Genomic DNA, 15,311 nt, shown 5'->3' with positions numbered 1-15,311 from the left:
AGTTGCTCAACAGAGAATTGATGAACTTGGTTAAGTGCTTGTCTTAGAAACATAAAAAAATCCGAGTGTCTGGAATACACTCGGATTTTGACACCTTGAAAGGATCGTTCAACCGATCATTTAAGCCTTAACTGATCGGCATTAAGCATTACGCTCCGTTTTTTTGTTTTATAACGTCTTATAAGCTCATAATTTTTTTGAACTCTTCTTCAGAATACTTCTTCTCAGTGCTCTTGCCTGTCTCAAACAAAGCAGATGCAATCGCAGTACAATCCTGCTCTATCGAATCAATTTTGATTGGCAGACAACCAAGAATGCCATCATTATCGAAAGTCGCAATAAGCGCGTTTATCACCCTTTTGAATGTCAAAGCTCAAGCGTTAGGTGCTGCGGGTCTACCTGGTGTTATCTCTATCGTCCCTGACAAACTAGGCTACTACATTGCGGGTATGGCTATCTCATTCGTGGTTGCATTCGGCCTCACTCTGGTGCTTGGTGCTCGCGAACAGATCAAGTCAGCAAACACCGCAGCAGCATAAACTGCTTTACTCTGTCCCCTGTAGCCAAAGCTTGTTTTGGCTCCGCCCCACTTAGCAGTGGGGCATTTTCGTTGGTTCGATTTGCACTGTCTTTCTACTGTAGCGACATAAAAAAATGCCACTGGCTTACGCTAGTGGCATTTTCACTATAAGGAGATTAATCGCGTAGTGTTGCGCCAAATTTCTCTGAGACGTGAGCAACGATTGTATCGACTGCGCCGGCAATGTCCGCATCTTCAAGAGTGCGTTCTACAGATTGTAGTGTAAGCGCAATAGCTAGGCTCTTCTTGCCTTCCTCTACGCCTTTACCAATGTAAACGTCAAACAGACGAGCATCTTTCAGAAATTCACCACCCTGCTCTAGACATGCTGCAACGATGTCACCAGAAGCGGTCGCTTCGTCAACAACAACAGCAATGTCGCGGCGGTTTGATGGGAACTTAGAAAGCTGAACCGCTTCTGGGATCACTTTAGTGCTAATTGCATTCCATTCTACTTCGAACACGATAGTGCGGCCGTTTAGACCAAACTTACGCTCTAGCTCTGGGTGAACAGTACCGATAACACCAATTTGCTTGCCGTCAACGAGGATCGCAGCAGACTGACCTGGGTGAAGCGCTGGATTCGCAGCTTTATCTTCTGCTGAAAGCGCAGCAAAAGAGTAAATGCTTTGGTTAGCGGTTAGCTCAAGTACAGCTTCTAGATCGCCTTTTAGGTCGAAGAAATCAACAGTGTTGGTCGCGATATCCCAGTGCTCTTCGCTGCGAGTACCCGCAATAACACCAGCCAGCATAGGCTCCTGACGCATACCATTTTCAGCAGATTCACATGGAATGAAACGCAGACCGTATTCAAACAAGCGAACACGTGGCTGTTGACGTTTCTGGTTATGAACAACCGTGTTCAGAAGGCCTTGAATCAGACCTAGACGCATCGCTGACATATCCGCTGAAATAGGGAAAGGCAGGATTAATGGTTCAATACCCGGAACGATAAGTTTCTGCTGCTCTGGCTCAACGAAGCTATAGGTAATCGCTTCTTGGTAACCACGATCAACCAGTAGATTACGAACGCGTTTTAGCGGAATGTCTGCTTCAACGTGGTCGTGCATCTTAAGTGCCGCCACTGGATTTTGGTTAGGGATGTTGTCGTAACCGTAGATACGACCCACTTCTTCAACCAGATCTTGCTCAATGGCAATGTCAAAACGCCATGTTGGTGCTGTTGCTGTCCAACCTGCATCTGTTGTTTCAACCGTTAGGCCAAGACGCTCTAGGATTTCAACAACATCGCTGTCTGCAATGTGGTGGCCTAGTAGGCTGTCTAGTTTGGTACGACGTAGTGATACTGTGTTTGCTTTTGGTAGGTCCGCTTGCGACTCAACAGCAACCACTGGAGCTACTTCACCGCCACAGATCTCAACTAGAAGTTCTGTTGCACGCTCCATTGCGCTCGTTTGTAGTGCGAAATCGACACCACGCTCAAAACGCATTGAAGAATCTGTGTGCAGACCGTAGCTACGCGCGCGACCACGAATGTGATCTGGTGCGAAGAAAGCACACTCTAGTAGCACGTCTTTGGTTTCAGACGTAACACCAGATTGTTCACCACCAAAGATGCCCGCAATCGCTAGCGCTTTGTTGTGGTCAGCAACAACAAGAGTATCGGCGTTAAGTTCAGCTTCAGTGCCATCTAGAAGCGTAAGCTTCTCGCCCTGCTCTGCCAAACGAACCACGATACCGCCGTCGATCTTGGCAAGATCGAATGCGTGCATCGGTTGACCTTGCTCTAGAAGAACAAAGTTAGTGATGTCAACAACTGGGTCGATAGAGCGAATACCACAACGGCGCAGTTTCTCTTGCATCCAAAGTGGTGTTTCTGCTTGCACATTGACGTTTTTAATCACACGACCTAGGTAACGAGGACACGCCGCTGGCGCTTTCACTTCGATAGAAACTTGATCGTCGATAGCGGGAGCTACAGGGTTTACTGCTGGCTCAGTGACATCAGCACGGTTAAGAACGCCCACTTCACGAGCCATACCACGAATGCTGAAACAGTCCGCTCGGTTTGCCGTTAGGTCAACGTCTACTGTCACGTCATCTAGTGCTAGGAATTCACGGAAATCAGTACCGATTACCGCGTCTTCCGCCAGTTCCATAATGCCATCTGATTCTACGTCAATGCCTAGCTCAGAGAATGAGCACAGCATGCCATGTGATGGTTGACCACGTAGTTTGGCTTTCTTGATTTTGAAATCGCCTGGTAGCACAGCACCAACCGTTGCAACTGCAACCTTGATGCCTTGACGACAGTTAGACGCGCCACAAACGATGTCCAACAGTTCTTCTGCACCAACATCGACTTTAGTAACGCGTAGCTTATCTGCGTCTGGGTGCTGACCGCACTCAACCACTTGACCAACTTTAACGCCAGTGAAAGAACCCGCTACCGGCAGAACGTCGTCTACTTCTAGACCCGCCATAGTGATTTGGTGCGTTAGTTCGTCAGTGGATACCGCAGGGTTTACCCACTCACGAAGCCATGATTCGCTGAATTTCATAGTGATGTATCCCCTGGATTACTTGAACTGTTTTAGGAAACGAAGATCGTTCTCGAAGAACGCACGTAGGTCGTTTACGCCGTAACGAAGCATAGTTAGACGCTCAACACCCATACCAAATGCAAAACCAGAGTATTTCTCAGGGTCAATTCCTACGCTGCGCAGTACGTTCGGATGAACCATGCCACAACCTAGAACTTCTAGCCATTTGCCGTTTTTACCTTTTACATCCACTTCTGCTGAAGGCTCAGTGAATGGGAAGTAAGATGGACGGAAACGAACTTCAACTTCCTCTTCAAAGAAGTTGCATAGGAAGTCATGCAGGATGCCTTTTAGCTGAGCGAAGTTAACGTTCTCGTCTACTAGCATGCCTTCCACTTGGTGGAACATTGGCGTGTGCGTTTGGTCGTAGTCGTTACGGTAAACACGGCCCGGTGCGATGAAACGGAATGGTGGTTTGCCATTTTCCATCGTACGGATCTGAACGCCTGACGTATGGGTACGCAGCATTAGATCTGGATTGAAGAAGAAGGTGTCGTGATCAGTACGAGCTGGGTGATCTTCTGCGATGTTTAGCGCATCAAAGTTGTGGAATGCATCTTCAATCTCAGGACCAGACTCAGTGTTAAAGCCTAACTCACCAAAGAACTGCTCGATACGCTCTACAGTACGAGTAACAGGGTGCAAACCACCGTTCTCAATGCGACGACCTGGTAGCGTTACGTCAATCGTTTCAGCAGCTAGCTTCGCTTCAAGTTCTGCACTTTGAAGTGCATCTTTACGCGCAGCAATCGCTTGCTGAACAACGCCTTTCGCTTTGTTGATCTCTTGACCAGCTTCACGGCGTTCTTCTGGTGGTAGTTTACCTAGGCTTTGAAGTTGAACAGTCAGTTCACCTTTTTTACCTAGATACTGAACACGCACTTCATCAAGTGCGACTAACGAATCTGCAGCTTCAATTGCCGCGTTCGCGTTAGCAATGATCTCTTCTAGATGTTGCATCGTTTCCTCATCTACCTACACCTATATGCAAGTCATAGGCATAAGTGGTAGTGTCCATTTTAGGTAGAGCAATTATATACTCATACCCGACAGGGATTTTGGGTCTATAAATAGCTATACATAGTAACGAATGACTGATGCAAATCCAAACTGAAATCTGCTTATTTACTGCCTTTGGGCAAAAATTCACCTCAACGCTTGATAAAAGTGTTTTTCATACCCAGTTATTTGGCATGAGAAGTATAGAAAGGAGTCACAATGACAGTAATCATCAAGCCAATCCAACCAACTGATGACAGTGAGATTCGCACAATTATTAAAGCGGTTGGCGCTGAATTTGGCGCCATTGGTGAAGGATTTGGCCCATCAGACCCTGAAGTGGATGCGATGAGCCAAAGCTACACACTGGATAAACAGAGTCTGTATCTCGTTGCGACCATTGATGGCAAGATCGTCGGAGGCTGTGGATTAGCCCCCTTTAATCACTCACAGCAAACCTGTGAGTTGAAAAAGCTGTTCTTGTTACCAGAAAGTCGCGGTCTAGGCCTTGGTAAACAGCTAACTGAACTCTGTTTAGAGTTCGCGACGCAGCAAGGCTTCAGTGAGTGCTATTTAGATACACTCACTTCGATGAAATCCGCTATTTCACTGTATGAAAAACTGGGCTTTACACATCTTGAGCAACCGCTAGATGGTACAGAACATAGTTCATGTGATGTCTGGATGCTAAAGAAGTTATAGCTCCATCGATATATCTGCCGCACTCGACACGCGATTGCGGCCTTCGGCTTTCGAGCGATACACCGCGTTGTCGGCTTCTTTGATCAAATCATTGAAGTCGTTCATTGCAGAAGTGCGCTCCCCTACACCAACGCTAATACTTCCTCTCCAAACACTTTGCCCCACTGGTACTAGCATTTGATTCACTTTGTTTCGAGTCAGTTCAGCAATGTGCATACCACCCGCTAGATCCGTGTTAGGACAAATCACAAAGAATTCGTCTCCACCTAAGCGACAAACAAGATCGTCACTTCTAAACGAGTCAGCCAACGTTTGAGCAAGCTCAACTAACAATCGGTCGCCCGCGTCATGGCCTGCGGTATCGTTCACTTGTTTAAAGTAATCGACATCGATCATGATACAAACCAGTGGTTCTTTGTTGTGTATCGATTCGTGCCAGTAAGTTTTGAGTTTGCGAATAGCACAACGGCGGTTTGGCAACTTAGTCAAAGAATCCGTCAGTGACAATTCTTCAAGCTGCTTGTTAACCCTCGACAACTGCTGGGTGCGCTCTAACACCTTGTCTTCTAGGCACTGGTTTAGCTCTAGTAGCTCTTTATTTCGCTCTGACACCTGCTCAAACAGTCCATTCAAAGCTTTTAGCAACGGCTCAGTGGAGGAGTCTTGCTTTTTCTCTTCTGTTTCCCAAGCTATCTTAGGATCAACCCCCGATTCAATCTGCTTCACCTGACGAGACATATTCTGATCGATGCCAAGTATGTGGTAAGCCAACCAATGGATAAGAAAGTTGAGTAGATGCTCAGAAGCCTTTTTATTTCCTTCATTGATAAACGCTTGCATACTCAAAATATCAGCCATAAACGCTCTGTGTATCTTGATATGCTCTTCAACATGCTTTTGATATACACCAGCGGTGCGCATCAAGTTTTCTTCTTCCTTAAAGTGGAACTCGGAGTATCGCGACAGCTCAAACAACGCTATGCGTATATCTTGCATAGAGATGTTGTTCTGTGCGATCAGAGCACCATAGCGGTTAATGATTTCGACCAAGTATTGATGCTGTTCATCGACATCATCCAACCCTGTTTCATAACAGCTATCCCATTCAAATGATTTCATTCAACCTAGCCTTACAAATCATTCATTCCCCTTACCAATAAGGGCAATAACATAATAACCTTAACTGATTAGGGGCGATAATACATGCTTTTAACTCAAGGCTAAGGGGTCTGCATCAAAAAAAGGGAACTTGATCAGCCTCCTACAATAATGGAATTAATATCACACTTGAAAAGGGTGATATAGGCACACTTTAGAAGTAATACTCTAGCGAAAATTCAATCAAGTCATCCTTGCGGGCAAAATAGAGCAAATCGTTCGGGCTTTCATTAGCGAACAGCCAAGCATTGATGTTCCATGAGAGATGATTGGTCAAACGACTCGATGCCTCTAGTTTGGCATTATATACGTCGCTATGATCTAAATCCTGTGTCAGACCAACCAATACTTCCGTACTATCTTCATCATTGAGCGCAAAACGCGTACCAAGAAACAGATCGTTCTGACCGATGTTCTGCGCATTGTTACCACGGCTATCATAGAGATACTCAGCTATCAGGCCGATATCCCAGTTTGTTTCGAATGGACCAACGATGGTGTATTCAAAGCCAGACACTAGACCAGTGTGGTGGTCTAAGCTATCTCGGTAGATGCTTTCCATTTTCCACAACCAATCACCGACGATCCCCTGAATATCGAGACCTATCTGTTTCGCTTGTGCGTAATATGGCTTAATTTCTCTTTGTTCAAGTTGATAATAGGGATCTCGATTGGTGCCTTGAAAATAGCTTAAGCCGACATCCCAATCGCCATACATCTTCGAATACCTTAACGCATAATCGATATGTTGCTCTTGGCGGGAGGACTCATAATTCGCTGAATTTGAGACTGGAATGGTCGGCCTAAGTCTTCCATCTTCGCCGGCAAATGTGCGCTCTCTAAAATAGGGCAACACTATTGCGTCGAGGGTTCCCCACTCCTTAATCGAAGTCAGGTGCACCATTGGCTGGCCCAACTTATCTTCCCCTTCTACAGATTCAACCGCATCCGTTTGGTTAACGATATCCACCAGATGCGTCGATTCCGTCACACCCCAAAAAACCTTACCAATCCCAACTCGCAGCTCATAGTCATCCCAATAAGTTAAGTAGAGCGCTTCGCGGATATCGCCATGAGTCCGTTCACTATCAAGGCTATCGGCACGGTAAAACGGTACAAAGGTAAAATCCGAGTTATCACTCACTTGCCAATAAAACTGCGGCTCTGCAACAAATGAGCTCTGTGCTTTGTTTTGCCCTTGTAGGCCACTTGAGAAAAACTGTCGGTGCTCTATGTTGACTTGTCCGGACAACTCAGTCGCGTGACATTGTAACACAATCACAGTCAGTAGTCCGCTGGCCAACAATTGGCCAGCATTCGTTAGTATTTGCTTCATAAATCCCCTCACTTAATACGATTGAGGATGTTTTTCTCGAAATCCTTTTCCGTCAGTCCCGTCTTAAACGCCATACTACTGGTGGTTAAGATTGTACTTTTACCCGTTTGATGATTAACCATCGCCATTGTGTGGGCTCGCCAGAACTTATCGAGGTACTGCTTGTAATCTGTGAATGCCAATGTTTTAAGCAGTGAGCCTTTACGGTCATAAAACTCTACTTTTAATGGTCGGTAGTGCTGCTTATCCAACCAAACCAACTGCTTGGTGTAGCCGGAGTTTTGATCTGTTGGCGTCTGTTCCAACAAATAGACTTGCGTGTCATCAATGACCTGATCACCGAGATAGTTAAAGTTATACTTCTCTAGCTCAAATGAGCTCAAATCCTCATAGGCAAACTCACTCCCCATGAATGGGCCCGATTTATTGCGAGATGATATACGCTTCACTCGTTTAAGCGCCGGTAGATAGAGCCATTGGTCATCGGCTTTCACGCTGTGTGAGTGGTTCAAAAATGCCGTACCTTTCACGTCACGGGGTTGATCAAATATAGTTAGTCCTTTGTCTCCATCATTCGCGACTTCGAACGACTTTAGGCGCATTGCTCGCGTACTACTCTCACCCTGAGCGTTTTTCAATATCATTTCCATCGTCGCAACCGAGTCTTGCCAACCCTCATCACGGGCTTTGCGCTCGGTAGCGATTTCCAACCCACGCTCTGGTGTCGCCAACGCTTGGCTACTCACGGCAAGTAATGTCATCAAAGTGACCGTCTTAATCTTTGCAATAGAGGTTCGTTTCATGTTGATTTCCTTAATAACTTGTCGTTTGTGTCACTGGTGAACGATGTTGATTCTCTGTTTCTAAGTCTTTTTCGAGGTAGCTTGCTGTATCGAAACGCATCAATAATGCGGGTAAGAAAATAAAGTCTACGACGAGCGCGATAAAAATAACCATTGCACTGAGCTGACCCATATCCGCATTGAGTCTAAAGCTCGACATAGCCAGTACAGAGAAGCCCGCGACGAGAACAACGGTGGTGATCCATAGTGCTCGGCCAACGGTGTGAAAAGCGTAACGCACTGCCTGTTCAGCGGACTGACCTTGGCGACGGGCGCGTTGATATTTAGCGAGGAAATGCACTGAGTCATCGACGACGATACCTAACGTCAAAGTCACAACAACAGATAGGCCTAAGTTAATCTCACCAGACGTCACTCCCCATAATCCAAAACCGATAATTGCCGGAGCCATATTGGGTACAACGCTAATCAATCCCAACCTTACCGAGCGCAGGGCGAAAATCATCAATGCCGAGATTAATATCAACGTGATAGGCAGCGTTGATAGCATACTCGCCATGTTTGTTTCACCAATATGCGCAAACATTAGTGAAGGGCTCGAAGCGACAACCTGATACTGAGGCGCGTTAGCTGCAAACCAGTCGTAAATGCGATTTTCTAGCTCAACCAGTTCTACGCTACCTAAGTTATCGACGGTCACGACCATTTTGATCGAAGATTTGTCGACATTGATTTGGTTATTTAGGTCTAAGCCATAAGGCAGTGACATTTCATAAAGCAACAAATACTGTGCTGCCAGCTCACGATCCAGTGGCAAGGTGTAGTAGAGCTCGTCGTCACCATGCATGTTCTTATTTAGACGTTTATAAACGTCGGACAAGGTTGCCACATGATCAGTCTCTGGCTGATCTCGTAACCAACGTGAAAAGTCACCTATTGATTGCAGAAAAATCGGGTCAGCGATGCCTTGCGACTGATTGGTTTTGATTGCGATACTGATGTTCGTCATACCGCTAATTCGTTGTTCCATAAAGTCCGCAGCTTGCCTGAACTCACTTCCTGTGCCGAAATACTTCACCGATTCGTCATTAACTTTATTCAGCGGCAGTAACGTCGCCGATACCGCTATGACGAGTGCAGATACTGGTAATAACGCTTTGCGGTTTTTTACTACCCAATCACCCAATTTATCCATAAAGTCCGAAGACTTAGGCTGATCCGCGTGATCTGCTTGTATGCGCAGAGGCATCACCTTTAGCAGTGCGGGTAATAAAGAGACCGATAGAAAGCAAGCGATCATCACACCCAGCGCAGCAAGGTTGCCGAAATCGCGCAATACGGGCGAGTCAGACATGTTCATCATCAAAAAGCCAATCGACGTCGTGACAGAAGTAATCAAGATGGGTACAAAGTTAATCGCGATACTCTGATCAATAGCGTAGGATTTGCTATATCCTTTCCTCATGTTTTGACGCATTGTTGCGATGACATGAACACAATCCGCGACTGCCAATGTCATCACCAGCGTAGGTATATTCACTGTCGCCGTGCTCAAGAACATTCCAGCCCATCCAGACAGACCCATGGTCGAAGTCACTGCACCAATGATAACGACTAAAGTAGCGACAACACTCAATGGCGAGCGAAGCATAAGCGTTAGAAAAACAAGGATGACCAGTAACATAGTGGGTACTAAGGTCGAGCTATCCTGCTGTGCTGCTGCCATAAACGCGTGGTTCATTGCGATAATGCCAGCCTTGTGAAACTCGATATCTGGGTACTTTTGCTGATATTCCGCTATTAATTGATTTGCGTAGTCTACAACCTCAAGAACCTCTCCGGTTTTTTCGATATCCGGTAGCTGTACCGTTATATTAACGACCGTAACATCGCCCTTTGCAGAGATTAAAGAGTGCTTAACGACTGGCTCTGATAGCGCAATATTTTTAATTTTTTCAATTCTCTGCTCCGTCAGTGGATAGTCTTCCAACAGCAGGTCTTCAACAATTAAATCGTCGTCTTCTGCTTCCGTATGTTGGTAGTTAGCCAGAGAATCTACGCGGCTAGAATAAGGGATTTGCCAAGCATCTTTGGTCAGTTGTTGAACAAGAGTTAAAGTTCTTTCCTCGAACACATTGCCACTGTGTGGCGCAATAACGATCGCAAGGTTGTCAGACTTAGCAAATGTGGTCTGAATTTCGTCAAACGCTCGCAACTGAGCGTTCTGACCGTCGAAAAAGATATTGTAGTCACCTCTAAAATAGAGATTCTTGGCGCCTATGGTCGCCGTTACCAGCAAACATAGAGTAATCAGTAATACCCACCAACTCATGCGAGTGGGTAAGGTTAACCAGTTCGGTGGTTGTTTTGAGGTTGGCTTTTGTGCTGTCATCACACTCTCCGTTTGTGACGTTTCGTCAAAAATTATTATTTGAAAACCAGCATCGGCTGGTATTTAAACAATAAAACTGTTATCAAGCGCTATCAGTTGATCTTGAGTGTCATTTTTTGACGATTCGTCACTAAGGGCGATTTTAAAAGCCCACTTGGGCTTTTAAATAAGTGATCTATCGGCCAACAGAGTTGAGATATTCGATCTCTTGAGCAAACAACTCTTGCTCAACTCGTTGCCAGGTCTTTCGGTAATCCCACTCACTAGAGAGAGGTTTCCAGTTAAGACCATCCAACAGCATATTCGCGTTATGTAACACAGAGAATGGATCTTGAATACGTTTGATACAGTGGCTGTTTGACGCATTTTGAGCTAGGGCGTTGGAGCCAAAAGCGATTGACCAGTTGGCAAAAACAATCGCATCAGAACCGATACCGGGGGAAAACTTTAAATCCCCCTGCTCAACGGCAAAATTGACCAGTTGATCAGCGTTACTGATCACTTGCTCTTCAAGCTCATTAAGCACTTTAACCCGTTCTGGTGAAGCTTTCTCAAGAACCCATGGACTCTTCGCCATGATTGCACATGTTGAAAGTACAGGCTCCATACGTGCATATATACGATAACCTACATGCATCGCTATCACTTTTTCACGGGTGCTTCCATCAAACTCAGCCGCCCTTGCAAACAAAATACCTTCGCTCCTCAACGAGTGAATGCAAAGCGCTAAAATCACGTCTTCTTTGCTGCAAAAATGGTTATAGATCGTTCCTTTTGAGTAGGCACTCGCAGAGGTCAACTTATCCATAGTTAAGTTACTCCAACCCTGCTCCTGAACCAAAGACTTGGCAAGAAGGGTTAACTCAACTTCTCTATCTGCGATAGCCTGCTGCTTTTTGGAACGCCCAAAACTGCACCCAGAACTTTCTTTTTTGTCACTTTTACTACAACCAAAGCCAAACATGATTCATCAATCCGTATCTGTCCATTACTCCTTAATGTCTTAATTGTAACACGAATAACGAAAGCGTGATAAATCACTTTTATGACGCATCGTCATAATAGTGCATTCATTGATCATTGCAAGCGCTTTTAAATAAAATATTGATTGCAGTGATAATTGATTCTCACTGCTAAGATAAGGTGACAGTCGTTTTAAAAGGAACCTATGACGATGAGCGCTTTCAATGTTTGGACAGCTACCCTATTATCTCTCACCGCATCGCTTTCAACCCATGCTTGGCAGGCAGACATTATAGTATCTGGTCTTAATGTGCCATGGGGAATGAGCGCGTTTAATGATGACCAACTAATGGTGACACAACAAAACGGCGAAATAGGTGTTGTGACTCTCTCTACAGGCAATTACAGTACCATTGCAAAGCTCGTCCAGTCACAAGCGTATGGACAAGGCGGATTGCTCGATGTTGCACACTCGCCGTTTAACAAGCATCACTTCTATTTCACTTATTCAAAGGTGGTGGGCTCTACCATCGAAACCACGCTTGCTCGTGCCAGCTACAAAGATGGCACACTCTCTGACTGGACAGATTTGGTCGTGACACAATCCGGCTCTGATACCGGACGACACTTTGGTAGTCGAATTGCCTTCGATACCCACTTCGTCTATTTCTCTGTCGGAGATCGCGGTGAACGAGAGAATGGACAAAACCTGGCGACCCATGCAGGAAGTATTCTTAGAGTATTACCCGACGGTACGACTCCACCAGACAATCCATTTACTAATGTCAAGGGCGCTCGAGGTGAGATATGGAGCTATGGTCATCGCAATCCTCAAGGGCTTTACTATGATCGTCAGAGTACAACCTTGTGGTCTATTGAACACGGTCCTCGTGGTGGTGATGAGATAAACCAGATCGTTAAGGGGGCCAATTATGGGTGGCCTGTAACTTCTCATGGTAAGGAATATTGGGGGCCTATCGCAGTCGGAGAGGCGACAGAAAAAGAAGGGATAGTCTCGCCAACTAAAGTGTATATACCATCGATAGCACCCAGTTCATTGCTGCTATACCGTGGCAGTCAATATCCTCAGTTATCAGAAAAATTATTAGCGGGAGCCTTGAAGTTGACCCACATTAACGTGGTCAAGATAGACAACAACCAAGCGATGGAAGAAGAGCGAATCCTGACAGAATTAGGTGAAAGGATACGTGATCTCGAAGTGCTTCCCAATGGAGAGATCGTATTCAGTACCGACAGTGGCAAAATCTATCGCTTGGTAGACGAGCACAATTAGCTTAATGACGTTTATCTATCTGCCCAAGAGGTTTGGTTACGCCCGCTCTGTTTACTTCGATACAACGCTTTATCGGCGAGATTAAATAACGCTGTCTGCATTGCTTGGTGAGACATGTAGCGTTGTTCAAAGTCTTGCTCACTCGCGAGAGCACCACCTATCGATACGGTCACTCGTCCATATGGCTGATTGCCTTCATGGGCGATATTCAATGCCTCTACCGCCTTCCTCACGCGCTCACTAAACTTAACTAGTTCTGTCTTATCGGTTCTAGCAAAAAGGATGACTAACTCTTCACCCCCGTAGCGAAAGGCAAGATCACTCTCACGCGCCACCTTATTGATGACTGCCCCCACTTCGGACAATGCGTTATCACCAGCCGTATGCCCATAAATGTCATTGAACGCTTTAAAGTTATCGACATCACAGACCAAGATCGCAACATACTGCCCATTGCTCAGTTGACGCTTAAAGAATGGTATTGCCGCTCGCGAATACTTGTAACGTGATCCCAAGCCCGTCAATGGGTCTGTATCTGACCTAGCACGTAAGATGCTGAGTTGATTGTCTAATTTAATCAATAAGCTATGGTAGGCTTGTGCTAATTGGCCGATTTCATCACTTCGATTCAGTTCACGAAAGTGTGCAATATTGGCGTGGGTCGTATCTGAACGCATATGCGCTGCCAATGATTTAAGAGGTGAAACAATCCAGTGAGATACCCAACCAATTAACACCAAAGAGATCGCAAGCGCGACAATCGCCTCTGCAACAATCTCTTCAACCAAGGAACGTTGCAGATTAGTCAATTCACTGGCATCAAACACCGCCCATATCTCCCCTCCCATTGAGTTGGTCAAAGGAATAACGACATTCAGCGCACACAGCTCTTCATCAAGATAGTAACCTTCACCTAAGGTTGCAGGTTTCGTCCACGGCACAAAGATATCTTTTTCAATATCTAAACTTTTCGCCATCGACTCATGTTCGCGCATGAGACGACTTTTAATAAACAATAACTTCTTTTTGCGTATAGGGTTATCGACTTTGACTGAATCGATTGACTCATTCATCGCTGTTAATTTGGTCTCGAGCTGCTCAAACTCTTCGAGGTTCACATCAGCACGCCATAGATATTCAAAACGCTTAAAAAAGCGGATATGGACATCTTGAGCTGAAAAATCTGACTTACCTGTCACTTCTAGATATTCAAGATCATCGATGGACGAAAACAGTTGGCCTGTTGCCGAGGCGGTGAGATTTGAATAATTGGTTCCGGCGACTGACGTTGAAAGAAACGGGATATGCGGTGCGAGCGTCAGTTTTGCCAACGATGCAGAATATTCGACATGCCGATTCCACTCACTATGATAACGAGTGTAACTGAATCCAGAGATAAGGATCATCACCAGTAAGACGTGCGAAAGCACCAACATTTGATTGATAGAAAGCTTAGAGCACAGCCTTCTGGGAGCATTTGTCACTATCACACTACCTAAAAGTGATTGCCTTGAGCTGTGAAGAGGATGATCCTTACATCATTAGCCCACAAAAAATTACCAGCTATAGTCTTATCAGTTGAACTTGCATACGTTCTCTACTGATAAAGTTGTAATTTTATGCGATCCGTCGAAAAATTCACATACCCAATGATGATTGTTTACTCATTAGTTGACGTAATCAATCAGGTGCAAGTAGCAGTGTATAGAAACCAAAAAGCCCCAGCATTTCTGCTAGGGCCTTAAATTTGGAGCGACACACGAGGTTCGAACTCGTGACCTCAACCTTGGCAAGGTTGCGCTCTACCAACTGAGCTAGTGTCGCGTAATGCGTTAGATGGTGCCCCGGGCCGGACTTGAACCGGCACAGCGCGAACGCCGAGGGATTTTAAATCCCTTGTGTCTACCAATTCCACCACCAGGGCACACAAATCTAAATTTGTGATGGAGACACCATCTATGATATCGATGTAAAAACCGCTACCAAAATAATCTGGAGCGACACACGAGGTTCGAACTCGTGACCTCAACCTTGGCAAGGTTGCGCTCTACCAACTGAGCTAGTGTCGCAAATGGAGGCGCGTCCCGGAGTCGAACCGAGGTCCACGGATTTGCAATCCGCTGCATAGCCACTCTGCCAACGCGCCTCTGTCACACCAAGTGGAAGAGTTAAACGCTCAATTCCTCTTGGGTACGGGATGCATTCTACGGATTCGAACTAATGAGTCAACACTATTTTTGAAATTTTAAATCGTTTGTCTATTTAACCGCCAAAACAAGCTAATTTGGTTAGTTTGCTAGCAAATTTTTTAGCAAATCCACGGAGTTAATTGTGTTAATGCGAAAAGGCAGAGACAAAAAAGCAGGCCATCGCCTAATGCCGATCAGTTAAGAGATAAATGATCGGTTGAACGATCCTGCAGATAGCTTATAAAGGCTCTAAGTTTCTATAACTTTGAGCCTTTTATTTTGCAATTAACTACAGCCCTAACACTCGCCAATCGTTATGCCCCCAATACTG

The 15,311-nt window shown here is 45.5% G+C and carries 10 protein-coding genes, 4 tRNA genes and 1 pseudogene; 3 read left to right on the top strand and 12 right to left on the bottom strand.

Features of this window, described 5'->3' with window-relative positions:
* Positions 1 to 323: 323 nt before the first annotated feature.
* Positions 324 to 539: pseudogene (locus tag QTN95_RS18280) on the top strand (PTS maltose transporter subunit IIBC); the annotation flags it as partial.
* A gap of 157 nt (positions 540 to 696) precedes the next feature.
* On the opposite strand, the gene pheT reads toward QTN95_RS18280, so the two are convergent.
* Positions 697 to 3,102 carry a phenylalanine--tRNA ligase subunit beta gene (gene pheT / locus QTN95_RS18275; protein ID WP_331418502.1) on the bottom strand — a complete coding sequence of 802 codons (2,406 nt, stop codon included), beginning with the start codon at positions 3,100 to 3,102 and terminating at the stop codon, positions 697 to 699.
* Positions 3,103 to 3,120: 18 nt separating this feature from the next.
* Positions 3,121 to 4,104 carry a phenylalanine--tRNA ligase subunit alpha gene (gene pheS / locus QTN95_RS18270; RefSeq protein WP_138970371.1) on the bottom strand — a complete coding sequence of 328 codons (984 nt, stop codon included), beginning with the start codon at positions 4,102 to 4,104 and terminating at the stop codon, positions 3,121 to 3,123.
* A 258-nt stretch (positions 4,105 to 4,362) separates the two neighbouring features.
* On the opposite strand from pheS, the gene QTN95_RS18265 reads away from it, so the two are divergent.
* Complete coding sequence (locus QTN95_RS18265) at positions 4,363 to 4,845, top strand: GNAT family N-acetyltransferase (protein WP_331418501.1); 483 nt, start codon at positions 4,363 to 4,365, stop codon at positions 4,843 to 4,845.
* On the opposite strand, the gene QTN95_RS18260 is transcribed toward QTN95_RS18265, so the two are convergent.
* From QTN95_RS18260 to QTN95_RS18240, 5 genes are all read right to left on the bottom strand, one after another.
* On the bottom strand, positions 4,840 to 5,964 hold the full coding sequence (locus QTN95_RS18260; protein ID WP_331418500.1) for a GGDEF domain-containing protein: 1,125 nt from the start codon (positions 5,962 to 5,964) through the stop codon (positions 4,840 to 4,842). The two genes, QTN95_RS18265 and QTN95_RS18260, sit on opposite strands and share 6 nt — an antisense overlap.
* A 193-nt stretch (positions 5,965 to 6,157) precedes the next feature.
* On the bottom strand, positions 6,158 to 7,339 hold the full coding sequence (locus QTN95_RS18255) for a hypothetical protein (protein ID WP_331418499.1): 1,182 nt from the start codon (positions 7,337 to 7,339) through the stop codon (positions 6,158 to 6,160).
* Between the two features lie 8 nt (positions 7,340 to 7,347).
* Positions 7,348 to 8,100, bottom strand: coding sequence for an outer membrane lipoprotein-sorting protein (locus QTN95_RS18250; protein ID WP_331418503.1), 753 nt, complete (start codon positions 8,098 to 8,100; stop codon positions 7,348 to 7,350).
* A gap of 52 nt (positions 8,101 to 8,152) precedes the next feature.
* Positions 8,153 to 10,534, bottom strand: coding sequence for an efflux RND transporter permease subunit (locus QTN95_RS18245; protein ID WP_331418498.1), 2,382 nt, complete (start codon positions 10,532 to 10,534; stop codon positions 8,153 to 8,155).
* A 175-nt stretch (positions 10,535 to 10,709) separates the two neighbouring features.
* Complete coding sequence (locus tag QTN95_RS18240; RefSeq protein ID WP_331418497.1) at positions 10,710 to 11,498, bottom strand: TetR/AcrR family transcriptional regulator; 789 nt, start codon at positions 11,496 to 11,498, stop codon at positions 10,710 to 10,712.
* 210 nt (positions 11,499 to 11,708) lie between these two features.
* Between QTN95_RS18240 and QTN95_RS18235 the strand changes: the two genes are divergently transcribed.
* Positions 11,709 to 12,791, top strand: coding sequence for a PQQ-dependent sugar dehydrogenase (locus QTN95_RS18235; RefSeq protein ID WP_331418496.1), 1,083 nt, complete (start codon positions 11,709 to 11,711; stop codon positions 12,789 to 12,791).
* Between the two features lie 11 nt (positions 12,792 to 12,802).
* On the opposite strand, the gene QTN95_RS18230 is transcribed toward QTN95_RS18235, so the two are convergent.
* From QTN95_RS18230 to QTN95_RS18210, 5 genes are all read right to left on the bottom strand, one after another.
* A complete protein-coding gene (locus QTN95_RS18230; RefSeq protein WP_331418495.1) occupies positions 12,803 to 14,275 on the bottom strand; it encodes a sensor domain-containing diguanylate cyclase in 1,473 nt (490 codons plus the stop codon).
* Positions 14,276 to 14,539: 264 nt separating this feature from the next.
* Positions 14,540 to 14,615 (bottom strand) — tRNA-Gly (locus tag QTN95_RS18225).
* Positions 14,616 to 14,628: 13 nt separating this feature from the next.
* Positions 14,629 to 14,715: transfer RNA gene (locus QTN95_RS18220), tRNA-Leu, on the bottom strand.
* Positions 14,716 to 14,784: 69 nt separating this feature from the next.
* Positions 14,785 to 14,860 (bottom strand) — tRNA-Gly (locus QTN95_RS18215).
* 3 nt (positions 14,861 to 14,863) lie between these two features.
* Positions 14,864 to 14,937: transfer RNA gene (locus QTN95_RS18210), tRNA-Cys, on the bottom strand.
* Between the last annotated feature and the right edge of the window lie 374 nt (positions 14,938 to 15,311).

This window comes from Vibrio sp. M260112, assembly GCF_036533775.1.
Taxonomy (GTDB): Bacteria; Pseudomonadota; Gammaproteobacteria; order Enterobacterales; family Vibrionaceae; genus Vibrio.
This window is presented reverse-complemented; position numbering and strand designations above follow the sequence as displayed.